The organism is Leisingera sp. ABM4_101, from assembly GCF_056158725.1.
Genome location: NZ_JBSWTV010000002.1, coordinates 1,199,076 through 1,221,604, shown reverse-complemented (window position 1 = coordinate 1,221,604; position 22,529 = coordinate 1,199,076). Strand labels below are relative to the sequence as shown.

Here is a 22,529-nt window from a genome sequence, read left to right as displayed (position 1 = left end):
CAGGCTGTGTCTGCATATGTTTGCCCTGCACAGCAGCAGGAGCACACGTTATGGGCCTTTTGATCGACGGGAAATGGCACGACCGGTGGTATGACACCAAATCCACCGGCGGCGCCTTCAAGCGCAGCGAATCGCAGTTCCGCAATTGGATCACTGCCGATGGAAGCGCGGGCTCGTCGGGCAAGGGCGGTTTCACGGCCGAAAGCGGGCGCTATCATCTTTATGTCTCGCTGGCCTGCCCCTGGGCGCACCGCACGCTGATCTTCCGCCAGCTGAAGGGGCTGGCGGAGCATATTTCTGTCTCCGTCGTGCATCCCGACATGCTGGGCGAAGGCTGGACATTTGAAACCGACGCGCACGGCGCCACAGGCGATGAGCTGTTCGGCAGCTCGCACATGCATCAGATCTACACCCGCGCCGATGCGGAATACACTGGCCGGGTGACGGTTCCAGTACTGTGGGACAAGGCGCAGAACACCATCGTCTCCAACGAAAGCGCCGAGATCATCCGCATGTTCAACTCGGCCTTTGACGGGATCACCGGCAACAGCGATGACTATTGGCCGGAAGAGCTGCGCGAGCCGATTGAGGCCGTGAATGCCCGCGTCTACAGCACCATCAACAACGGCGTCTACAAATGCGGCTTTGCCACCTCGCAGCAGGCCTATGACGAGGCCGTAGAACCGCTGTTCGATAGCTTGGACTGGCTGGAAGACCTGCTGTCGCAGCACCGCTACCTGCTGGGCGAGCGTATCACCGAGGCTGACTGGCGCTTGTTCACCACCCTGCTGCGCTTCGATCCTGTTTATCACACCCATTTCAAATGCAACCGCAAACGGCTGATGGATTATCCGAACCTCTGGGCCTACACCCGCGAGCTGTACCAATGGCCGGGGGTGGCCGGCACCGTGGGCATGCAGCACATCGTGCGCCACTATTACTTCAGCCACGACACAATCAATCCGCACCGGATCATCCCCGCCAATCCGGACATCGACTGGCAGGAGCCGCACGGGCGCGGCTGACACCTGACGTCGCGTTGCCCCACCGTAAATAGGGAGTTCACGCCCCCTGCAGCATAGGTTAATACGCGCAGTGCCTCATATGGCAGCCGGCAGTGGCCGGTGTGAACTCTCACCGGTGGCGACCGCGATGCATGACCTCTCTCACGACCCCGCAACCCAGCCCCGCGACCATGGCGGCAACCTGAGCGCCGCCATCGCCGAATTCGGCGGAACGCGCAGCGGCTGGATCGACCTCTCCACCGGCATTAACCCGCACCCCTACCCGCTGCCGCAATTCAGCGCCGGCGACTGGGGGGCGCTGCCGGATGCGGATGCGCTGGCAAATCTGGAACAGGCCGCCCGCAGCTTCTGGAACATCCCGGATCAGGCCGCTGTCCTGGCGGCCCCCGGTGCCTCTGCGCTGATTGCCGCCTTGCCCGCCCTGGCCGAACCGCGCTGGGTGCAGATCACCAAACCCACCTACAACGAACACGCCGCCGCCTTTGAGTCCCGCGGCTGGATCACCAGGGTGCACGGGCCCGCCGAGGCCAAGGTTGCGGTGCACCCCAACAACCCGGATGGCCGGATGTGGCGCGAGGACGAGCTTTCCGCACCGCTGACGATCATCGACGAAAGCTTCTGCGATGTGTGCCCGGGTGAAAGCCTGATCCGCATGGCTACCCGCCCCGGCGTTATCGTGCTGAAGAGCTTTGGCAAATTCTGGGGGCTGGCCGGGATGCGGCTGGGCTTTGCCATCGGCGACCCTAAGCTGATTGCGCAGCTCGCCACCTGGCAGGGTCCCTGGGCAGTCTCCGGCCCGGCCCTGCGCACCGGCGAACTGGCTTTGAAGGATCACGCCTGGGCAGAGGAAACCCGCACCCGGCTGCGTCAGGACGCGGCCCGGCTGGATGAGATAGTTCTGGCCAAGGGCGCCAGCCTGGCCGGCGGCACCGATCTGTTCCGGCTTTACAATGTGGATGACGCCGCCGCCTGGCAGCGGAAACTGGCCCGCGCCCATATCTGGAGCCGCATCTTCCCCTATTCCAAGACCTTCCTGCGCCTTGGCCTGCCGCCCGCAGACGGCTGGAACCGGCTGGAGGCAGCGCTGTGACCACTGCCGGAATGCTTGCCGTTGCCCTGCTGCTGGACGCTGTCCTGGGAGAGCCGAAATGGCTATGGTCGCGCCTGACCCACCCGGCGGTGCTGATGGGCAGGCTGGTAGGCTGCCTCGACCGCAAACTCAACACCGGCCCCAGCCGCCGCGCCAAGGGCGTGCTGGCGGCAGCGGCCCTGGTTCTGGCAGGTTTCATCGCCGGTAAGCTGCTGGCCCTGCCCGGCACACTGGCGGAGATTCTGGTGGCAGCCGTCCTTATTGCCCAGCGGTCCCTGACCGAACATGTCGCTGCGGTTGCTCAGGGCCTGCGCAGCAGCCTGGAGGAGGGCCGCCAGGCCGTGGCGATGATCGTCAGCCGCGACACCGGCGCCATGACTGCGCCACAGGCCGCACGCTCCGCCATCGAAAGCGGTGCTGAGAACATGTCGGACGGTGTCATCGCGCCTGCTTTCTGGTTCCTGATCGCCGGGCTGCCCGGCCTGATCATCTACAAGATGCTCAATACCGCCGACAGCATGATCGGCTACCGTAACGAACGGTACGGGGATTTCGGCTGGGCCTCTGCCCGGCTGGACGACCTGCTGAACCTGATCCCAGCCCGGCTGACCGGTCTGCTGATCGCCGCGGCCGGCGGGCAGCTGCGCCATTGGCGCGCCATCGCAGAAGATGCGCGCAAGCACCGCTCGCCCAATGCCGGCTGGCCGGAAGCCGCAATGGCGCGGGCGCTGGACACCTCCCTGGCAGGCCCGCGCTCCTATGACGGCGAAATGCACGATTTCGCTTGGGTCCACGCCAGCGGCGCCAAAAGCGCCAGTGCCGAAACCATCACCCGCTCGGTCACATATTTGTGGCAAACCTGGGCGCTTGCGCTGGCCCTGACGGTTGCCATCGCCGCGGTTTTCTAGCACATAAGACCCTATGGGAGCGGTAAGACCAAGGAGCGCCAGAACCATGCGCCTATTGCCCTTTGTCCTCGCGGCGGCCCTGCTGCCCGCAGCAGCATCAGCCCAGTGCGGCGGCGGTTTTCAGAATTTCGTCAAGCTGATGAAAGACGAAGCCGTGCAAGCCGGCTATGACACCGCTACGGTCAATGCTTTCTTTGACGGCACCCGCCAGGATCAAAGCGTACTCAAGGCAGACCGCGCGCAGGGGGTCTTTCAGAAGCCCTTCATTGAGTTTTCCCAGCGCCTCATCTCGCAGAACCGCCTCAAGCGCGGGCGCCAGATGGCGCAAAAGCACGATGCCACCTTTAAGCGGATTGAGCGCACCTACGGCATCGACCGCGGTGTGCTGCTGGCATTCTGGGCCTTTGAAACCGACTACGGCGGCTATCAGGGCAACTTCAACACCCGCGACGCGCTGGTGACGCTGGCGCATGACTGCCGCCGCCCGGAGCTGTTCCGGCCGCAGGTTTTCTCGGCGCTGGAGCTGTTCAAACAGGGCGATTTCGACCCCAAGCGCACCACCGGTGCCTGGGCAGGTGAAATCGGCATGGTGCAGATGCTGCCCGGAGACATCCTGCAGCATGGGGTGGACGCCGATGGCGACGGCAAGGTCAGCCTGAAATCCTCAGCACCCGACGCGCTGATGTCCGGCGCGCGCATGCTGTCCCATCTGGGCTGGCAGCCGGGCGAACCCTGGCTGCAGGAAGTCACCATTCCGGAAGGGCTCGACCTGTCGCTCACCGGAACAGCCCGCAAGAAATCTGTGGCGCAATGGCGCGAAATGGGCGTCGCGGCCCGCGACGGCAAACTGCCTGAAAACACCATGCGCGCCTCGCTGCTGCTGCCGCAGGGGCACAAGGGGCCGGCCTTCCTCGCCTATCCGAATTTCGATGTTTATTTCGAGTGGAACCAAAGCTTTACCTATGTTCTGACCGCTGCCTATTTCGCCAACCGGCTGGAAGGCGCAGAGGTCTATAATGCCGGCAAACCGGACAATGGGCTCAGCGGCGCACAGATGAAGCAGCTGCAGCAGAAACTGCAGGCCCGCGGCCATAATGTGGGCAACATCGACGGCATTCTCGGCGCCCGCACCCGTGTCGCCGTGCAGAAGGAGCAAGAACGCCTCGGCCTGCCGGCGGATGCCTGGCCGACACCAGCGCTGCTGCAGAGACTTTAGGGTCCTGACCCTAACGAACCGGGAAACGGTCGCCCTTTTCAGTAATCAGGATCACCCTGCTGCCATTTCGGACATAGAGGTCGCAGCGGGACGCCCCATTGGCAAAATCCACGCAGATACTGCCATCGCCATTGATCCGGTAAGTGCCCCAGGCGGTGCCGCCGCCATTTTCCGGGGAGTAGGTGTAGGAATAGACACCATCCCTGCCATAAAGCGACTCGCCTCCGTCAAAGAACTGAAAAGACCGGCCAGGCAGACCGTCCAGCTCTTCGCGGGCGAACGGCATATCGCCAGTGCGCAGCGCCCAGCCCTCAGCCGAGGCAGCCGGGGCCAGCGCGCAAAACAAAAGGGGCATGATCCATTTCATGCCCCCACTCTAACGGTTTGCAATCTATACCGGAGTCACGATCCAGTGACGGCCGCGCTTACCAGTCGATGAAGGTCTCAAAATCCTGCATCGCCCGGTTCCAAATGCCAACCGCCTGAGCAAAGTCATCCGGGCTCATGCCCTTGTCGCCCAGGAACACATCCATTTCGATACGTGCAGAGCCTTCTTCGGAAATGTACCCGCGTACAAAGCGGTTCTCGTTGTTCCATTCGTTGATTTTTGCCAGCCGCACACTGCCATCGGTCTGATAGCCAGAGAAGAATTGGACTGCATCGCAGTCCGCATTGTTGTCGCAGCCGTAATAATAGACCGAAAAGTCGTTGCCGTAATATTCGACCTTCAGGTTCGGATCACCAACGCTGTCGGTGGTCACTTCGACCTTGGCACCTTCGTCCTTGAAAAAATTCGCGACGCTCTCGCCGGTCTTGGCCACCACGTTCTGCGCGGCAGCGGCCACCGGCATCATCAAAACCGCGGATGCGGCAATTACCTTCAGCATGTTCATTTCTTTCTCCACCAAATTAATTTCAGCAATACCTGGTGCCATCCCCCGTGGCCCCGGCTTCAGGCCACCATCGCCTCTGCCTTCTTGAGGTCAACCGAAACCAGCTGGCTGACGCCCTTTTCCTGCATGGTGACCCCGAACAGCCGGTCCATCCGCGCCATCGTCACCGCGTGGTGAGTGATGATCAAAAAGCGGGTGTCGGTCTGGCGGCACATCTCGTCCAAGAGGTCGCAAAAGCGGGTCACATTGGCATCATCCAGCGGCGCATCGACCTCGTCCAGCACACAGATCGGCGCCGGGTTCGACAGGAACACCGCAAAGATCAGCGCCATCGCGGTCAGCGTCTGCTCGCCGCCGGACAGCAGCGACAGGGTCGACAGCTTCTTGCCCGGCGGCTGGCACATGATCTCAAGCCCTGCGTCCAGCGGGTCGTCGCTTTCGACCATCACCAGATTGGCCTCGCCGCCGCCGAACAGATGAGTGAACAGCATCGCAAAGCTGTTGTTCACCTGCTCAAACGCGGTCAGCAGCCGCTCCCGCCCCTCGCGGTTGAGGCTGGAAATCCCGTCGCGCAGGGTCTTCACCGCGCCTTCCAGGTCCAGCTTTTCGGCAACCAGCGTGTCATGCTCGTTCTGCACCCCGCGGGCGTCTTCCTCAGCCCGCAAGTTGACAGCACCCAAGGCGTCGCGCTGACGCTTGTAGCGGTCCACATCGTGCTCCAGATCATCCGAGGCCGGCATTTCATCCGGTGACACGCCCAGCTTCTCCAGCAGCGCCTGCGGGGTGATCTGCTGCGCCTCGATGATGCGGCCTGCGGCCTGGGTCACGGCTTCCTTGGCCGCATCGCTGCGCGCCTCGGACCGCGCCCGCGCCTCGCGCGCTTCCGACGCCAGCCGCTCGCATTCGCGCTCCTTGTGGACCGCCTCGCGCAGCTCTGCCTCTGCCGCGATCAGGGCTTCGGTGGCGGCAGATTTGCGCGCTTCGGCTTCCGAGATCGCCTCGTTCAGCTCTTCCCGCTTTTCGGCAATCTCCGCCGGAACCGCGCCCGCCTCTTCCAGCTCCTCCTGCGAGGCCTCGCGGCGTTCGGCCAGTTCCTCAATCCGCGCCTCGGCGCTTTCCAGGCGGTGGCGCCAGCCGGACAGCTCCTTGGTCACCTCCTGCGCGCGCTTGGTGCGGGCCTCTCCCTCGCGGCGCAACTCGTCATGGCTGGAGCGGTGGGTCAGCATGGTGATCCGCGCCGCCTCCACCGCCTGTTTGATGTCCTCAACCGCGGTGCGCGCCTGGTCCAGATCGCCCAAATCCCCCAGCGCCTTCTCGGCCTCTTTCAGCTGCAGGCTGGCGTTCAGCGCGTCTTCCTCATGCCGCTTAACCGCAATGCCCAGGGTCTCCAGCTTGGCCTCTGCCAGATTGCGGTCGGCCTCCGCCCGGCTCAGCGCACGGGCCGCATCGGCCACTCGCTGATCCGCCACACGGCGCGCCTGCCGCGCGTTCTGGTCGGCCAGCGTCACCTCTTCCAGCTTGCGCAGCAGCATTTCATGCGCGGCGCGGGCGCCATCCGCCTTGGCACTGACGCGCTCCATTTCCTGCTTCAGCGCTTCCAGCTTGTTCAGCTGTTCCAGCCGCAGAGCCGCGGCACTGGGCGCGTCTTCGGCCCAGGCGCGGTAGCCGTCCCAGCGCCACAGGTCGCCTTCAACCGTCACCAGCCGCTGGCCCGGCTGCAACTGCGCCTGCAGGCCCGCTGCCGCATCGCCATCCACCAGCCCGATCTGCGCCACCCGGCGCGACAGGGCATCAGGGCCAGAGACAAACAGCGCCAGCGGCTCCACACCGTCCGGCAAGGGCGCATCGCGGTCATAGCGGGACAAGGCCACCCAGCCGGTCGGCCCGTCCTTGTCCGCCAGGGGCGCGCGCAGGTCATCGGCCAGCGCCGCACCAAGCGCCTTCTCGTACCCCGGCGAGACAGTCAGCTCATCCAGAACCTGACCGCCCTCGGCGGTATCACGCTCCACCAGCTTGGCCAGCGCCGTGACTTCAGCGCGCAGCGCGCCCAGCTCACCCTCAGCTTCCGAGCGCTGCGAGCGCGCCTCTGCCTCGCGGGCCTGGGTCTCGGTGCGCGCCTCATCCGCTGCTGCCAGCGCCTCTTCGGCTATCTCGGAGGCTTCACGCGCCTCCTCCTCAGCCGTGACTGCCGCCTCGAACTTCTCCGCCGCCAGTTCCAGCGCCTCCTGCGCCTCGGCTTGGGCGCCGCGGGCTTTCTCCGCTTCGCCCTCGGACCGGGCCAACGCCCGCTGGCCATCCTCAACCGCCCGCCGCGCCGACTGGTGCCGCGCCGCCAGGCGGGCCACATCCTCAGTCACCTGCGCCAGATGATCCTCGCGCGCCTGCAGGATCGAGCCCGCATCGCGCGCCAGTTCCGCGGCCTCCACCAGCTTGCCGTCATGCCCGTCGCCGGCCTTGGACAGCTCCCGCTGTTCCCACTCCAGCCGCTCAATGGTTTCACCGGCGTCCTTGTTCAGGCCCGCCTCACGCTCAATGTCGTTGCCCAGCTGCACAATCCGGCTGCTGAGCCGCTCGATGGTCTGACGCGCCTGCGCCTCTTGATCACCCAGCGAGTCGCGCTGCACCACCAGCCGTTGCAGGATGGCGGCGGCAATGGCCTCCTCTTCGCGCAGGGGCGGCAGTTTTTCCTCAAACGTGCCGCGCTGCGCAGCGGCGGCACGCACCAGCGCTTCCGCCTTGGCAGCTTGCTCAACCCGCACCCGCAGCTCATCCTCTGAGGCCAGCCGCAACTCATCCGCTTCGCGCCAGCGGCGGTACAGCAGCATGCCCTCAGCCAGCCGCAGCTTCTCGCCGATCTCGCGGTAGCGCTGCGCCTGCCGGGCCTGCTTGGCCAGCTGCGCCAGCTGTGCCGCCAGCTGCTCGATCACGTCATCGACCCGCAGCAGGTTGGCCTCGGTGTTCTTCAGCTTCAGCTCCGCCTCGTGGCGGCGCTGATAAAGCCCCGAAATACCAGCCGCCTCTTCCAAAATGCGCCGCCGCGCCTTCGGCTTGGCATTGATCAGCTCGGCGATCTGCCCCTGCCGCACCAGCGCCGGCGAATGCGCACCGGTCGAGGCATCGGCAAACAGCATCTGCACATCCCGCGCCCGCACGTCCTTGCCGTTGGACTTATAGGCGCTGCCCACATCGCGGGTGATGCGGCGCACGATCTCCAGACCGTCCGCATCGTTGAAGCCTGAGGGCGCCAGCCGCTCCGAGTTGTCGATGTTCAGGCTCACCTCCGCAAAGTTGCGCGCGGGCCTTGAGGAAGTGCCGGCAAAGATCACGTCCTCCATGCCGCCGCCGCGCATCGCCTTGGCGCGGGTTTCCCCCATCACCCAGCGCAATGCCTCCAAAAGATTGGATTTGCCGCAACCGTTTGGACCCACAACCCCTGTCAGCCCATCGGCAATGACCAGTTCGGTAGGATCAACAAAGCTTTTGAAGCCGTTCAGCCTGAGCTTGGAAAACCGCAAAGCTGCCCCTTCGTGATTCCGTATCGAGAAAGTTCAGCGGTTCCTACCCGTTGAGTCAACGCTCCGCACCCCCAAATCGGGGCGAATTCCGTTCAATTCACACCATATCTTGTGGATAACCCAAGCCAAGCAGCGATGTTTTGCCAAGCAGCGGCCTGACAGGCCTCAAACCTGCCGCAACAGCCGCCCCAGCCGGGCAATCCCTTCCTCGATGGCCGTATGGTTGGAATTGGAAAAGCTCAACCGGATCGTGTTCTGGCCGCTGCCGTCGGCGAAAAACGCCTGACCAGGGACAAAGGCCACCCGCTCGGTTTCCAGCGAGCGGGCCAGCAGCTGCGCCCCGTCCATGCCGTCCGGCAGAGTTATCCAGACAAACATACCGCCCTCAGGCCGGGTCCATTCCACGCCCTCCGGCATGTGCTCTTCCAAGGCCATCAGCATCACGTCCCGGCGGCGCTGGTAGACCGCGTGCAGTTGCTCCACATGTTCGTCGAAACAAGCCTCGGCCACCGTGTGCACCGCCATCTGGTTGATGGTCGACGTATGCAGGTCCGCCGCCTGTTTCAGCAGCACCATCTGCGCAATCACTGGCTTGGCCGCCACTGCCCAGCCGATCCGCAGCCCCGGTGACAAGGTTTTGCTGAACGATCCGCAATAGACCGTGCGGCAGTCCTCGATTGAGCCCTTCTGCTCCATCTCCAGCGCCAGCACCGGCGGCACCGGTTCCCCGTCATAGCGCAGCGACTGATAGGCCGCGTCTTCGATGATGGCACAATCCAGGCTGTCCGCGATGTCCAGCAGCCGCAGCCGCCCGGCGTGGTCCAGCGTCTCGCCGGTGGGGTTGGCAAAATCCGGCGACAGATAGGCGAATTTCACCGCACTGCCCGCCTTTGCCGCGCCTTCGGCATAGCTTTCCGCGGTGCGGTTTCCCTTCAGCGACAGACGGTCATAGCGCGGCTCATAAGCGTTAAAGGCCGCCAGCGCCCCCAGATACGTCGGCCAGCCGATCAAGGCAGTATCACCCGGCGACAGGAACAGCTTGCCCAGGTAATCCAGCGCCTGCTGCGAGCCGGAGGTGATCAGCACGTTTTCGGCCTCGCAGATGATGCCGATCTTCGCCATCTCCGCCACGATCCACTGCCGCAGCGGCAGGTAGCCCTCGCTCACCGAATACTGCAGCGCCTGCGCCTGCCGTTCTGGTTTCAACGCAGCTGTGAAAGCCTCGGCAAATTCATCCGCCGGGAACAGCGCCGGGTCCGGGATGCCGCCCGCAAAGGAGATGATATCCGGCTGGTCCAGCAGTTTCAGCAGCTCGCGGATTTCCGACGCCTTCATGCGGCTGTTGCGGGTGGCAAAGATCTGGTCCAACTGCATGCCTCTCTCCTGGCTGTTCTCGCTTGTGATCTAGGGTCACGGTAGGCAGGCTCAAATTAAAGTCAACAATGCTGACCTATTGTTACAGCCTTCGTGATACTGCCTGCCCTTGCAGCCGCCGCCCGCGCGTGGTCATATAAATTGACCAATCCGCCAGAGCGATCAGATGCCCTTCCAGAAAGTCCAGCCCGAGAAACTCTCCGCCTCCGTCGTCAAACAGATCGAGCAGCTGATCCTGCGCGGTGTCCTGTCTCCCGGCGAACGGCTGCCCGCCGAACGGGAGCTGGCCGAACGGCTCGGCGTCTCCCGCCCTTCCTTGCGCGACGCCATCAGCGAATTGCAGGCACGCGGCCTGCTGGCCTCCAAGGCCGGCTCCGGCGTGTTTGTGGCCGATGTCCTCGGCTCCGCCTTCTCCCCTGCCCTGATCCAGTTGTTCGCCACCCATGACGAGGCCGTGTTCGACTACCTCAGCTTCCGCCGCGACATGGAGGGTCTGGCGGCAGAACGCGCCGCCCGGTTCGGCTCCGACTATGACCTGCAGGTGATCCAGGCGATTTTTGACAAGATGGAAGCAGCCGGCAATCCCGCCGTGTCCGAGGAGGCCGCCAGGCTCGACGCCCAGTTCCACTCCGCCATCATGGACGCCAGCCACAATGTCATCATGCTGCATATGATGCGGTCGATGTTCGACCTGCTGCAGCAGGGTGTTTTCTACAACCGCCGCATCATGTTTCAGCAGCACACCACCTATGAGGCGATCCTGGAGCAGCACCGGGCCATCAACACCGCCCTGCAGGCCCGTGACCCGCAAGCGGCCCGTTCCGCCGTCGAGAGGCACCTGGACTATGTGAAACAGGCCCTCACCGACCACCAGCGCGCCGAGCGCAACGCCGAAGTTGCAAAGCAGCGGCTGGAGCATGAGACCGGGAAGGGGTGAAACCGCGGGTAACGATTACCTCATTCATTCCGACGAAGATTAACTAACCTCGCACCTGTCCCACAGCGCTTGATCTCGCTGCCCGATCATTGCGCCGTAAACCATCTCGTCCAGACACTGAACTTTGTAGTTCTCCCTCAAATACTCCGCATTCATGATGAGTACTCTTTTGCGCGTAACGTAAAATGGAACAAGGTGCAGCCGCATGCTTAGATTGACTCCTGAAAGCTCTGTCGTGTGACTTGGAAGGTTTCTCGCGATTTTGTCCGTCTCGACCCCCAACTGCAAAGCTACTTCAACGTTCTTAATCTCTGCGAAGTCATCCAGAAGCAGCACCCAAATATCTACATCTTCAAAACTCTGCGGCTCCCGTGCAGCCAGTTGCCCCTGTGTATCGGACATCGTTTGCGAAAACAGCGGAGGATTTGAATAGTATTTGCCACCTTGCCAAAACACGAAAGTCGATGGGTTTAGTTTACGTTCCCAAATCGCCAAGCTGTTGAACTTCATAGATCCAAAGGCAAACAAAAATGTTGCTAGCAAAACTAGCAGATAAGCCCCCAATATCCGCACTGCCCAAGTTCGGAAATGTTTCATCTCAAAGAGATCCGTGTTGAAAATTGCTTCGCTTAGCAACGTTCTGGGTTTGAATTTACCCGCGCCAGTAATCCACTAAATTCCGTTGCAAGCAAGTTGGCGCGGATAGGTTTGTACCCGCAGGGCTGCGCTGACAGAAACTTGCTCAAAACAGCTTCCCCAAACAAAAAACCCGGCCACTCGGACCGGGTTCTTTTAACTTGCCTGTATCAGCCAGCGATTAGTGCAGCTTGGCGTCCACATCCGCGATGGCGGCGTCGATCAGCTTGTTGGCCTCGGCGGCGGTCATCTGCTTGGAGATCACCTGGTCCGCAGCGGCAACAGCGATGGAGATCGCCTGGTCGCGCACTTCCTTCACAGCCGAAGCTTCTGCCGAAGCGATCTGCTCCTGAGCAGCCGCCAGACGGCGGGCGATGGAGGTTTCCAGATCCGCTTTGGCCTGCTCAGCTGCACGGGCAGCCTCGTCACGGGCAGCCGCCACGATCTGGTCGGCCTGGGCCTGAACTTCCTGCTGCTTGCGCTCGTAGGACGCCAGAACGGTCTGGGCCTCTTCACGCAGGGCACGGGCTTCGTCCAGTTCCTTCTGGATGCCTTCGGCGCGGTTGTCGAGCTGGCCAGCCAGCAGCGACGGCACCTTGGCAAACAGCAGAATGCCGATGAACAGGATGAACGCCAGCGCAACAACCAGGTTGGTGTTGGACAGGTCCATGCCGCCGCCGGCCGCCAGCGCAGGCGATGCTGCGCCAAAGGTCAGGGCAAGAGCGAGAATATTGCGCATGTCCTTATCCTTTCGTCCGCTCGGCAACTGCCGCGGCAATTGCGTCTGCGTCTGCGGAACCGCCCAGTGCGGTCACCAGCTCAGCAGCGGTATCGGTGGCAACAGCCTTCACGCTTTCCAGCGCGCCGGCCTTGATTTCGGCGATAGCCTTTTCAGACTCGGCCGCCTTGGCAGCGATCTGTTCGTCCGCTTTGGCAATTGCCTCGTCCAGCCCGGCCTGGATTTCTGCGCGGGTCTCAGCAGCGATGCGCTGAGCCTCGGCACGGGCATCCGCCAGAGCTTTGTTATATGCGTTTTCGGCCTCGACAGCCTTGGCTTTCAGGTCTTCAGCCGCGGCGAGGTCGTTGGTGATGGTCCCCTGACGCTCGGCCAGCACCGCCGCAATGCGGGGCAGCGCGACGCGCGACAGGATGAGGTAGATCACGACCAGGGCGACCACGAGCCAGAAGATCTGGTTCCCGAAGGTCGAGAAGTCCAGCTGCGGCATTGCGGAACCGCCGCCGTGTGCTGCCTCTTGCGTATTTGATGCCATGTCGTCCTCCCAGGAACTTGCCGTTACACCGGGCAGCGCAGGATCTGCACTGCCCGGCCGTAAGGAAATAGGTTCCTAAGGTCTTAGACGGCGAACATCAGCAGCAGAGCGACCAGGAACGAGAAGATGCCCAGTGCTTCTGCAAACGCGATGCCGATGAACAGGGTTGCGGTCTGGCCGGCAGCTGCCGACGGGTTGCGCAGAGCGCCTGCCAGGAAGTTGCCAGCCACGTGGCCCACACCGATTGCGGCTGCGCCGGAACCGATTGCTGCCAGACCTGCGCCGACGAACTGACCGAGTTGTGCGATATCGCCTTCCATGATTTCTCTCCTTACGATGGAATGTGGTGATTTCTAGTTTGGGCAGCCCCTAAGGGGCGCTGCCCGGTAAGCTTTCAGATCCTGGCCTTAGTGGCTCGGGTGCAGTGCATCCTTCAGGTACACGCAGGTCAGGATGGTGAAGACGTAGGCCTGGATAAAGGCCACCAGAACTTCGAGTGCGTAAACCGCGGTGATGGCAAAGATCGGCAGGAAGCTGAACATGCCCAGTGCTGCGGCAAAGCCTGCGAACACTTTCAGAACCGCGTGGCCCGCCATCACGTTACCGGCAAGACGGATGGAGTGGCTGACGGGGCGCACGAAGTAGGAAATCAGTTCGATGATGGCCAGGATCGGGCGGAGCGCCAGCGGCGCGCTCGACACCCAGAACAGGCCCAGGAAGCCAACACCGTTCTTGACAAAGCCGACCACGGTCACGGTCACGAACACCAGCGCCGCCAGAACCGCAGTGACTGCGATGTGCGAGGTGGTGGTGAAGGAGCCGGGGATCAGGCCCAGGAAGTTGGCCATCACGATGAACATGAACAGGGTCATGATATAGGGGAAGAACTTGACGCCGTCCTTGCCGGCCACGTCCTCAACCATCTTGTAGATGAAGCCATAGGCCAGTTCCGCAACCGACTGGGCGCGGCCCGGCACGATGGCGCGGCGCGAGGAGCCCAGAACCAGCAGCGCGAACACGGCGGCAACGGCCAGCGCCATCCACAGGGTCACGTTGGTCGGGGTGTACCAGGAGATGTGGTCGCCGAACAGCGCGCTCACCTGGAACTGATCCATCGGGTGGATCGCCAGCTTTGCTTCCGCCGGAGCGAAAATCAGACCCGACACAACCACCAGTGCCAGAGCTGCGAAAAAGAAAATTTTGCCCATCGGTCCGCTTCTCCTGTCGCCGGTCGCCGATCCCGTCGGATCAATCCCGGTCTTGCGCATTTTTGTCGGCCTCTTCGGCCAGTTTCTCTTTCTGGATCTCCTGCGCGGTGCGAAGCATCGTCTTCACCCCAGCCGCCAGGCCCAGCATTATGAACAGCACCATGAAGATGGGCAGGGTTCCAAACAGATGGTCCAGCCCGTATCCGATGCCAAAGCCGATCCCAAGACCGGCCACCAATTCGATCACCATCCGCCAGGCCTGGTTGGCCAGGGAATAATGCTCATCCGCGCGCGGCTTGGGCTCCTGGGCCTTACGCGCCGCCGCCAATTTCTCCTCCAGCTGCGCCATGCGCTGCTTTTGGTCGTCATCGGTCACGGGCGCCATCCTCACGCGAATTTCTAGTGAGGGTGCTAAGGCCACGGGGCGAAGGAGTCAATTACAAGGATTGAAGATTTAAAATATGCCCATCCCATTGTTTATGCGCGATATTTTGCCATTCACCATAGGCCGCGCCGCTCTGCCGCAGCCGCTGTTAGCGCCAAACCATCCCGGAATCCATATTCAACCAAAAGGTTGATTTTACCGGATGGGCGGTTTCGGCAGCCGCCAGCGCACAATCCGCCCGTCGATCAGCAGCAGCCCCAAGAGGATCGCCGCCATGCCCCAAAGGTGCTCCGCCAGCAGCGTCTCGCCCAGAATGTAAGTGCCCAGAAACAGCGCCGACACCGGCGCGATCAGCGTCGGCATGGTGATGTTGGTCGGCCCCACCTTGGGCAGCACCCAATAGAACGCAATGAAGGCCGCCGAGGTCAGCACAAAGCCGATCACCAGCAGCGACGCCCAGGTTTCCATTCGAGTGATCACCGGCACCCCCTCGCTCCACAGCGCAAGCGGCGCGATTGCGGCGGTCGACCCGGTCAGCGCGATCGCCACCAGCACCACCGGCTCCATGTCGCGGAAGCTGCGCGCGATATTGACAGAGAAGGCATAGCACAGCGGCGCGCCCAGGGTGATTAGCACCGCCCAGGCTTCCGAGGACTGCCCGCCCTCCAGGATCGGCAGCGACAGCAGCACGATCCCGAGGAACCCGCAGATCACCCCCAGCGATTTCAGCACCGTCGCCCGCTCTCCTCCGGGCCAGAAATGCGACACCACCACCGCCAGCGCAGGCGTGGTCGCATTGACGATCCCTGCCACGCCGCTAGCGATGTGCTGCTGGCCCAGCGCATAAAAGGCAAAAGGGCCGGCATAGCTGAGCGCGCCAAAACCGAACAGCGCCAGCCAGCGCCCGGCGCCAGCGGGCACCTTCTTGCGCGCCGCCAGAACATAGATCCAGCAGCCCAGCGCGCCAAAGCCCACACGCCCCATCGAAACCGACAGCGGCCCCAGTTCGCGCAGCAGAATGGCGTTGAACATGAACGACATGCCCCAGCCGATGCCGAGAATGAAAATCACCGCCCAATAGCGCAACGCCATGCCAACTGCCCCTTTGAAATGCCTTGCACCGATCCATCGCAGGTTTTGCAGGATTGTCGACCCGCTTCCTGCCCTTTAGGAGTATCAGGCATGAGCGACACCCTCGACACCGTCTTTGCAGCCCTGGCCGATCCGACCCGCCGGGCGATCCTGACCATGCTGCTGGAGGACGACATGGCCGTAACCGACGTGGCGGAACCCTTCGAGATGTCGCTGGCAGCAATTTCCAAGCACCTGACCATCCTCACCCGCGCCGGCCTCATCGCGCAGGAAAAGCGCGGCCGGGTCAAATGGTGCAAGCTGCAGCCCGACGCCATGCGGGCCGCCTCCGTCTGGATGCAGGGCTTCGGCCAGTTTGAACCGGTGAACCTGGACGCCTTCGAGCGCTTCCTGGAGGCAGAGCACCTGTCAGAGGATGCCCCCTCCGAAACCTAGGGGCCGAAACCTAGCGGACGACAAACACCGAAATTTCGGAATGCAGCACCAGATGGCTGGCGTGGGACGAGAACACATAGTCCAGAATGCCGGGCATATGTGTTGCAATCACGATCAGGTCCACCTCCAGCTCCTTCGCCGTCCGGGCCAGGATGGAGTCCATCTCTGATCCGACATCCACCGAATGAACCGGCAGCCCCTCAACCCTTGCACCGCTGCTTTCGGCCATCTTGCCGGCCAGTGCGGCCAGCTGATCACCGGACGGCCCCAGGGTGTGCGTGCCTTCAATCTGCTCATCCGTCACATGAACCAGCGTCACGCGTGAGCCGTGGTTGGCGGCGAAATCCGCAGCTACGTTCAGGGCCTTCTTGACCGCCGGGGGCATGTGCAGGTCAACGGGCACCATGATATGCTTGAACATCTTTCCCTCCTTCTCCTGACGCGTCCCTCAGGACCAGTATACAGGAAAACAAGGGGCTTGCATTGACCTGCCGCAAGCGTGCCCGGCAGGCAGAACTCAGGAGGGCAGCGTTCAGGCGCGCACCGGCTTGGCGTCGCCTTCCAGCAGCATCGCCAGGGCAACAACCGACATCGCCACCCCGACCAGCACCACGCCCGGCGGCGCGCCGCGGCCCAGCGCGATCTCCCACAGGATCACCCAGCTGGGCGTCAGATAGGTATAGGCCATCACCTTGGCCGAGGGCAGCCGCAGAGTGGCGTATTGCAGCAGCACGAAAGTTGCAGAGCTGGCAAAGACCGCCAGATAGACCAACCCGATCCAGACTATGCCCGGCAGCTGCATCCAGCTGGTCGCCAGAATGTCCTGCCAGCCGAACGCCGCCAGCAGCGCGCCGCCCGCCAGCAGCATCCCGAAGGTAAACACCACAGCAGGCTCACCCCGGTTCAGCTTGCGCACCATCGGCGTGTAGATCGCGTGCAGCAGGCAGCCCCAGAAATAGATGATCTCCCCCTGGCCGATCTGAAACGCCGCCAGCGCCTGCAGGTCGCCGCGCATGATCACCCAGACCGCGCCCGCAGCCCCGATCGACAGCGCCAGCGCCATCCAGCGGGTGGTCACCTGCCGCAGCAGCAGCCAGCCGAACCCCGCGCTCATCACCGGCACCAGCGTGAACACCGCCGCCGCGCTGACCGGCGCCGCGGTCTGCAGCCCGTAGAACATCAGCACAAAATAGCCGCCAAACAGCCCGCCCAGCACCGCAAACCGCCAGGGCGCCTGGAAATGCACCCGCCGCATTCCGGTAGTGGCTGCAGCGGCAACACCAATTACCACCGCCGCAATGCCGAACCGCGCCGCATTCAGCGCTGCCGGTGCGATCTCATTGGCCACCATCACCCCCAGCGAGAACGACCCCGCCACCAGCGCCGAAAACAGCAGCATCGCCAGATGGCCGCGCAGCGCCTCGTTCACAGCTGCCATTCCTTGGCCTGCTCCTTGAGGAACTTCAAAAACGCCTGCACCTTGGTGGTGCGGTGCAGGTCCACATGGGTCACCAGCCACAAGGTGCCTTCCCATTCCTCCTGCGGCGCCATCATCTCGACCATGTCCGGCTGCTGCCGCGCCTCCCAGGCCGCCATAAAGCCGATGCCCGCGCCGCTGCGCACCGCATTCTGCATGGTGAACCCGTTGGAGCAGCGGAAGGAAATCGCCTCAGCCGGCGCATTGGCCCGCAGCCAGCGCGAAAACGGCGCGCGGCTGTTTTCATCGTCATTGCCGATAAAGCGGTGGTTGGGCATGTCCTCCACCCCCTGCAGCACGCCGTATTTCTCGGCATATGATTTAGAGGCATAAAGCCCCACCTGCTGCTTCATAAACGGCTGCACCACATTGTCGGGCTGGTCCGGCGCGTTGCCGGCACGGATCGCCACATGCGCCTCGCCGTATTCCAGCCGGAACAGCCGGTCACCGGTCAGATAGCGGATGATCAGCCCCGGGTGCATGTCCTGGAACTCTTTCAGCGCCGGCACCAGCATCGGCGCAAAAGACGCCAGCGAAGTCACCACCAGCTCGCCCGACACATCATCGCCGTGCCCTTTCAGCCGCCCGACCAGCTGGCTGAACTGATCATCGGTCGCCTGCGCCACCCGCAGCAGGTCCTGGCCGGCCTCCGTCGGGGTGTAGCCGCGGGCGTGGCGCTGGAACAGCTTCACCCCCAGCCGCGCCTCGATTGCGTCGATATGGCGGATCACCGTTGCATGGTGGACGCCCAGCACCTCGGCTGCGCCGCTGACCGTGCCCATCCGGGCCACCTGATAGGCGGTGCGCACCTCATCCCAATTGTCCATGGCTGCCTCCTTGCCAATCCGCGCGACATGCGCACATGCGCACACTCGGTGTTACTTTTGCGGCGTTGCGTTCGCAAATGCAATAACCCAAATCTCTGTCAGCAACAAGCACAGGAATACCAAAATGACCCGCACCGTTCTGCATCTCGACTCCTCCGCCCGCACCGAAGGCTCGGTGACCCGGGACCTTTCCGCACAGATCGTCAGCCGCCTGGGCGCGGACACCGTGATCCGCCGCGACCTGGCCGCGCCGCTGCCGCTGCTGGACGGCGCCTGGATCGGCGCCAACTTCACCCCGGCCGATCAGCGCAGCGAGGCAGACAAACAGCTGCTCGCCCTCTCCGATGCGCTGGTGGAGGAGCTGAAACAGGCCGATACCATCGTGATCGGCGCGCCGATCTACAACTTCTCGGTGCCCTCCACTCTGAAGGCCTGGATTGACCTGGTGGCCCGCGTCGGCGTCACCTTCCGGTATGAAGAAACCGGCCCCATCGGCCTCCTGGAAGGCAAGCGCGCCATTATCGCCGCGGCCTCCGGCGGCACCCAGGCCGGCTCCGACATCGACTTTGCCACCACCTACCTGCGCCATGTGCTTGGCTTCATCGGCATCACCGATGTTGAGGTCGTGGCCGCCGACGCCCTGTCCATCGACGCCGAGGGCGCCCTCGCCAAGGCCAAAACCCAGATCGAAGCGCTGGCGGCCTGACCCCCCCTGCACTGCCCAGCGCATCTGCCGCCAGCCGCACCCCGGCTGGCGGCATTTTAACGTTTGGCAGCGCGGCAGGGCCTGTGCCACTCTGCCCGCATCTGCATTTCAAACCACAGGCATTCCCATGAAGAAGATCGGCATTCTCGGCGGCGTCGGCTGGGCCTCCACCCTCGATTACTACCGCGCCATCTGCGAAGGCGCCGGGCGGTTCTTTGCAGACCGCGGTGCCAGTTCACCGCTGCCGGTGCCGCCGGTCACCATCGAATCCGTGGTGCAGGCGCAAACCCGGTCCTTGCGCGGCCGGCCCGGGGATGAGGCCAGCTGGGCCGCTTTTGATGCTGTCTTCCGCGAGGCGATGCTGACACTGGAACGCGCCGGCTGCGACTTTGCCCTGATCGCCTCCAACACCCCGCACGCCCGCTTGCACGCGATCCGCGAGGGCGTGATGATGCCGGTCCTCAGCATCTTCGACGCCACCGCAGAGGCCACCGCCGCAACCGGCGCCGCCCGCGCATTGGTGCTGGGCACCGCTGTCACCATGCAGGCCCGCAACTATGCCAATGTGCTGGCTGAACACGGGATCAGCGCCAACGATACCCTGCCGCAGGCGGAGATCGCCGAAATGCAGGCGATGATCGACGAGGATTTCTACGGCGGCGCAGCCAGCGGCGCGCAGGACCGCCTGCTGCGGTTCTGCGCGAGACACGCCCAGCCCGGCACCGCCATCCTGCTGGCCTGCACTGAACTGCCGCTGGCCTTCCCCGGTCACATCGACGACGTCAGTTTCGAGGCCGGCGGCTTCCTGTTCGTGAACCCCTCCGCCGCCCATGTCGCCGCGGCGCTGGACCTCGCGCTGGCAGAGGAAAAGGCGGGTTAGACCCAGCGCACCTCAACGCCGGCCTTCTCAAAGAACGCCATCACATCATCGCGCTTCATCGCCACTGTGCGGTCATTGACCAGCGGGTGCATATAGATCACCTCGGCCTCCTGCGCCTGCGCGTCCATATAAAAGGTGACGCCTTTCTCCGCCCCGGTGATCATCGCCAGCGGGCTGACCGCGCCAGGGCGGATGCCAAGGTTCTCCAGCAGCCGGTCAGCCGAGCCAAACGACAGGTTGCCAATCCCCAGCTCAGCGCCCAGCGCCTTCAGGTCGATCTCGCGGTCCTGCTGCAGCGTCACCAGGTAATTCCGCTTCTTCTTGTCGCGCAGATACAGGTTCTTCAGCCGCAGCGCGTTTTCGCCCGGCACCATGAACTGCTCCTCGACACCCTTGGCGTCCTCCACCGTGCGCAGCGGCACATGGGTATGCAGCTGATAGGCAATGCCCCAATCGTCCAGCTGCTTCAGCAGCGCATCCGAGGAGACAGGCAGGCTGTCCTGATAGGCCGATGACGCATCCATGATCTTACTCCGCAAGCCGTTCCGGTTTGCAGCGCAGATCACAAAAAACGGCCACGGGACGCAAGAGGTGTTCCGCCCCCTGCGCCCCGTTTTGCGCCAGTTCGGTCCTACGCCTCGGCGAAATCCGCCCGCCGGGCCTCCTCGTAGTGGTCGAAATCGGTGCTGAACCAGCCGGTGCCGCGGGTGGCGCTGGCCAATGTGCTGCACAGATCATCCTGCGCCGACATCGGCAGCAGCGTCTCGAACACATCCCAGCCGGCAACGCCGTCTTCGGCCTCAAAGCCCAGGATCTGCCCCTTCATGCCGCTCACCACCGGCACCAGCCCGCCGGTGAACACCGACGGCACGTGGATATGCACCCGCATGATGGGCTGCAGCAGCACCGCGCCGGCCTCCGACATCGCCTCCCTGACCGAGTTCTTGCCGGCAGTGCGGAAGGCATAGTCGGAACTGTCCACCGAATGATGCTTGCCATCCTTCAGCGTCACGCAGACATCCACCACCGGATGGCCGTTCAGCCCCTGCGCCAGCGCCTCGCGCGCGCCCGCCTCGACCGAGGGGATATAGTTCTTGGGCACCGCGCCGCCCTTCACGGTTTCCTCGAACACAAACCCGCTGCCGCGCGGCAAGGGTTTCACCTCGATCACCACATCCGCAAACTGGCCCGCGCCGCCCGACTGCTTGCGGTGGCGGTGATGCACCTGCACCGCTTTCTTGATGGTCTCGCGCAGCGCCGGCGGCACCGCCCCTTCCTCCACCTCGACGCCGAACTCGTCCTTCAGCGCCTGCTTGATCCGGCGCATATGCAGCGGCCCCTGCAGGTTCAACAGCACATGGCCGCTGGCCTCATCCTGGCCCAGCACCAGCGCCGGGTCGATCTCCGCCAGCCGTTCCAGCGCCGCGGACAGGCGGGCATCGTCGCGCTCATTCACCGGTGTGATCACCCGCCGGAAGGTCGAGGGCCGCGGCTGCGCCCACTCCGGCAGCGGCGCCGCACCATCCGGCCCATAGGCAAAGCCCAGGTTCAGATGATCGGATTTCACCGCCTGCCCCATGTCGCCGGGCGTCAGGCTGGTGTTGGCGGCCGATCCGACTCCGGTCAGCGCCCCCAGTGCAGCACCGCCAACCGGCAGCCCATTGCCAACCTTGCCATCCAACGCACGCACCATCACCGTCTTGCCCAGATGCTTGACCAGATCCGCCATGCAGCCCACCGCCATCACGCTGCCGTCCTGCGACAGCCGTTCCAGCGCCGCACCCACATCCGGTGCCTCGTGGCGCAGCGACTTCATCAGGCGCATGATCCCGTTTTTATGCTCCGCCGAGCCCATCAGCGCCGGGATCAGATCGTTGTGCTGCAACACCTTGGTCGCGACCTCATAGGCTTCCTCGGCCATCACCTGCTGATCCTCGATCAGCTCCTCCAGCAGCGTGTCGTCGAAATCCGCCAGCGCCTCCAGCAGCTCGGTGCGGGCCTCCTGCTCGCGCGCATACATCGCCACCGGCAGCTCGATCAGCGCCGAGGGCTTGCCCTCCTGATACTGCCAGGCGCGTTCGGAAATCAGATCCACAGCACCCACAACCTGCCCCCTCTCGCGGATCGGCACCTGCCGCAGGATGATGTTGTGGCTGCAATAGGCCTGAAGCGCTGCAACGATCTCCGCCACCCGGTCCGTTGCCTGGTCCATGCGGTTGACAAAAATAAAGGCGGGAACCCCCGCCTCTTCCAGCTTGCGCAAATACGGCGCGCTCAGCACCGCAGCCCCGGCATCCGCCGGCACGCACAGAACCGCAGCATCGCTGGCCGCCAGCGCCGGCCCCGCCTGCGCCAGGTTGTCGGCGCCGCCCGCGATATCGATCGCGGCCCAGTCCTCCCCCATAAATGAAAAAGGCTGCAAAGCGGCGACGCCTGCAACCTCCTGCCTCTTGCCCGCGGCACTGTCCAGATTGGCCAGCGCCGAGGCCAGCGTTGATTTGCCGGACTGCGACGGTCCCAGAATAGTGAAAACGCGCATGTTCTCAGATCCTCCCTTAGCTGTTGCGGCTGCCCGGTGAGGATCGCGGACACTGAGGTTCGCGTGAACTGCCTGTGCTGAAGATCTGCCTCGCGGCTCATAGGAGCCGGCCCGT

General features: G+C 63.6%; 24 protein-coding genes. 8 read left to right on the top strand and 16 right to left on the bottom strand.

The window, feature by feature from the left end; all coding sequences use genetic code 11:
• The first annotated feature begins 50 nt into the window (after positions 1-50).
• From ACXAEK_RS06875 to ACXAEK_RS06860, 4 genes are all read left to right on the top strand, one after another.
• Complete coding sequence (locus ACXAEK_RS06875; protein WP_475040736.1) at positions 51-1,025, top strand: glutathione S-transferase family protein; 975 nt, start codon at positions 51-53, stop codon at positions 1,023-1,025.
• Positions 1,026-1,152: 127 nt separating this feature from the next.
• A complete protein-coding gene (locus ACXAEK_RS06870) occupies positions 1,153-2,115 on the top strand; it encodes a threonine-phosphate decarboxylase (RefSeq protein ID WP_475040735.1) in 963 nt (320 codons plus the stop codon).
• On the top strand, positions 2,112-3,023 hold the full coding sequence (gene cbiB / locus ACXAEK_RS06865; protein WP_475040733.1) for an adenosylcobinamide-phosphate synthase CbiB: 912 nt from the start codon (positions 2,112-2,114) through the stop codon (positions 3,021-3,023). Before ACXAEK_RS06870 ends, cbiB begins: the two co-directional genes overlap by 4 nt.
• A gap of 46 nt (positions 3,024-3,069) precedes the next feature.
• A complete protein-coding gene (locus ACXAEK_RS06860; protein ID WP_475040731.1) occupies positions 3,070-4,239 on the top strand; it encodes a lytic murein transglycosylase in 1,170 nt (389 codons plus the stop codon).
• A gap of 10 nt (positions 4,240-4,249) precedes the next feature.
• Here ACXAEK_RS06860 and ACXAEK_RS06855 read toward each other — a convergent pair whose 3' ends face one another.
• The 4 genes from ACXAEK_RS06855 to ACXAEK_RS06840 all read right to left on the bottom strand — a co-directional run bounded on the left by ACXAEK_RS06855 (position 4,250) and on the right by ACXAEK_RS06840 (position 10,021).
• Positions 4,250-4,594, bottom strand: a complete 345-nt coding sequence (locus tag ACXAEK_RS06855; protein WP_475040730.1) for a hypothetical protein — start codon at positions 4,592-4,594, stop codon at positions 4,250-4,252.
• Positions 4,595-4,664: 70 nt separating this feature from the next.
• Entirely contained in the window at positions 4,665-5,132 is a 468-nt protein-coding gene (locus ACXAEK_RS06850; protein WP_475040728.1) for a YbjN domain-containing protein, read from the bottom strand.
• 59 nt (positions 5,133-5,191) lie between these two features.
• Complete coding sequence (locus ACXAEK_RS06845; protein WP_475040726.1) at positions 5,192-8,647, bottom strand: chromosome segregation SMC family protein; 3,456 nt, start codon at positions 8,645-8,647, stop codon at positions 5,192-5,194.
• 165 nt (positions 8,648-8,812) lie between these two features.
• Positions 8,813-10,021: an aminotransferase-like domain-containing protein gene (locus tag ACXAEK_RS06840; RefSeq protein WP_475040724.1), complete on the bottom strand. Its 1,209-nt coding sequence runs from the start codon at positions 10,019-10,021 to the stop codon at positions 8,813-8,815.
• Between the two features lie 166 nt (positions 10,022-10,187).
• Between ACXAEK_RS06840 and ACXAEK_RS06835 the strand changes: the two genes are divergently transcribed.
• A complete protein-coding gene (locus ACXAEK_RS06835; RefSeq protein ID WP_475040723.1) occupies positions 10,188-10,958 on the top strand; it encodes a FadR/GntR family transcriptional regulator in 771 nt (256 codons plus the stop codon).
• Between the two features lie 39 nt (positions 10,959-10,997).
• On the opposite strand, the gene ACXAEK_RS06830 is transcribed toward ACXAEK_RS06835, so the two are convergent.
• The 7 genes from ACXAEK_RS06830 to ACXAEK_RS06800 form a co-directional block, all read right to left on the bottom strand.
• Entirely contained in the window at positions 10,998-11,555 is a 558-nt protein-coding gene (locus ACXAEK_RS06830) for a hypothetical protein (protein ID WP_475040721.1), read from the bottom strand.
• Positions 11,556-11,775: 220 nt separating this feature from the next.
• Positions 11,776-12,333 (bottom strand): F0F1 ATP synthase subunit B, encoded by a 558-nt coding sequence (locus tag ACXAEK_RS06825; RefSeq protein WP_475040719.1) that lies wholly within the window; start codon positions 12,331-12,333, stop codon positions 11,776-11,778.
• 4 nt (positions 12,334-12,337) lie between these two features.
• Positions 12,338-12,865, bottom strand: coding sequence for a F0F1 ATP synthase subunit B' (locus tag ACXAEK_RS06820; RefSeq protein ID WP_475040717.1), 528 nt, complete (start codon positions 12,863-12,865; stop codon positions 12,338-12,340).
• Positions 12,866-12,948: 83 nt separating this feature from the next.
• Positions 12,949-13,185, bottom strand: a complete 237-nt coding sequence (locus tag ACXAEK_RS06815) for a F0F1 ATP synthase subunit C (RefSeq protein WP_008553903.1) — start codon at positions 13,183-13,185, stop codon at positions 12,949-12,951.
• Between the two features lie 87 nt (positions 13,186-13,272).
• Positions 13,273-14,073 carry a F0F1 ATP synthase subunit A gene (locus ACXAEK_RS06810; RefSeq protein WP_039132155.1) on the bottom strand — a complete coding sequence of 267 codons (801 nt, stop codon included), beginning with the start codon at positions 14,071-14,073 and terminating at the stop codon, positions 13,273-13,275.
• Between the two features lie 40 nt (positions 14,074-14,113).
• Positions 14,114-14,458: an AtpZ/AtpI family protein gene (locus ACXAEK_RS06805; protein WP_175392902.1), complete on the bottom strand. Its 345-nt coding sequence runs from the start codon at positions 14,456-14,458 to the stop codon at positions 14,114-14,116.
• Between the two features lie 195 nt (positions 14,459-14,653).
• The gene (locus ACXAEK_RS06800; protein ID WP_475040715.1) at positions 14,654-15,550 is read right to left on the bottom strand and encodes a DMT family transporter; all 897 of its coding nucleotides are present in this window, start codon (positions 15,548-15,550) and stop codon (positions 14,654-14,656) included.
• A gap of 90 nt (positions 15,551-15,640) precedes the next feature.
• On the opposite strand from ACXAEK_RS06800, the gene ACXAEK_RS06795 reads away from it, so the two are divergent.
• Entirely contained in the window at positions 15,641-15,985 is a 345-nt protein-coding gene (locus tag ACXAEK_RS06795) for an ArsR/SmtB family transcription factor (protein ID WP_271907605.1), read from the top strand.
• A 10-nt stretch (positions 15,986-15,995) separates the two neighbouring features.
• Here the strand turns inward: ACXAEK_RS06795 and ACXAEK_RS06790 are convergent, their stop codons facing one another.
• The 3 genes from ACXAEK_RS06790 to ACXAEK_RS06780 all read right to left on the bottom strand — a co-directional run bounded on the left by ACXAEK_RS06790 (position 15,996) and on the right by ACXAEK_RS06780 (position 18,289).
• A complete protein-coding gene (locus ACXAEK_RS06790; protein WP_475040713.1) occupies positions 15,996-16,406 on the bottom strand; it encodes a universal stress protein in 411 nt (136 codons plus the stop codon).
• Between the two features lie 111 nt (positions 16,407-16,517).
• Positions 16,518-17,423, bottom strand: a complete 906-nt coding sequence (locus ACXAEK_RS06785) for a DMT family transporter (RefSeq protein WP_475040712.1) — start codon at positions 17,421-17,423, stop codon at positions 16,518-16,520.
• Entirely contained in the window at positions 17,411-18,289 is an 879-nt protein-coding gene (locus ACXAEK_RS06780) for a LysR family transcriptional regulator (RefSeq protein ID WP_475040710.1), read from the bottom strand. The genes ACXAEK_RS06785 and ACXAEK_RS06780 overlap by 13 nt, the downstream gene beginning before the upstream one ends.
• Before the next feature lie 124 nt (positions 18,290-18,413).
• Between ACXAEK_RS06780 and ACXAEK_RS06775 the strand changes: the two genes are divergently transcribed.
• Complete coding sequence (locus ACXAEK_RS06775) at positions 18,414-18,995, top strand: FMN-dependent NADH-azoreductase (protein WP_475040709.1); 582 nt, start codon at positions 18,414-18,416, stop codon at positions 18,993-18,995.
• 127 nt (positions 18,996-19,122) lie between these two features.
• Entirely contained in the window at positions 19,123-19,875 is a 753-nt protein-coding gene (locus ACXAEK_RS06770) for an aspartate/glutamate racemase family protein (protein WP_475040708.1), read from the top strand.
• Here the strand turns inward: ACXAEK_RS06770 and ACXAEK_RS06765 are convergent.
• Positions 19,872-20,399, bottom strand: a complete 528-nt coding sequence (locus ACXAEK_RS06765) for a prolyl-tRNA synthetase associated domain-containing protein (RefSeq protein WP_475040706.1) — start codon at positions 20,397-20,399, stop codon at positions 19,872-19,874. The genes ACXAEK_RS06770 and ACXAEK_RS06765 overlap by 4 nt on opposite strands.
• Before the next feature lie 107 nt (positions 20,400-20,506).
• Complete coding sequence (locus ACXAEK_RS06760) at positions 20,507-22,414, bottom strand: elongation factor G (RefSeq protein ID WP_475040704.1); 1,908 nt, start codon at positions 22,412-22,414, stop codon at positions 20,507-20,509.
• Between the last annotated feature and the right edge of the window lie 115 nt (positions 22,415-22,529).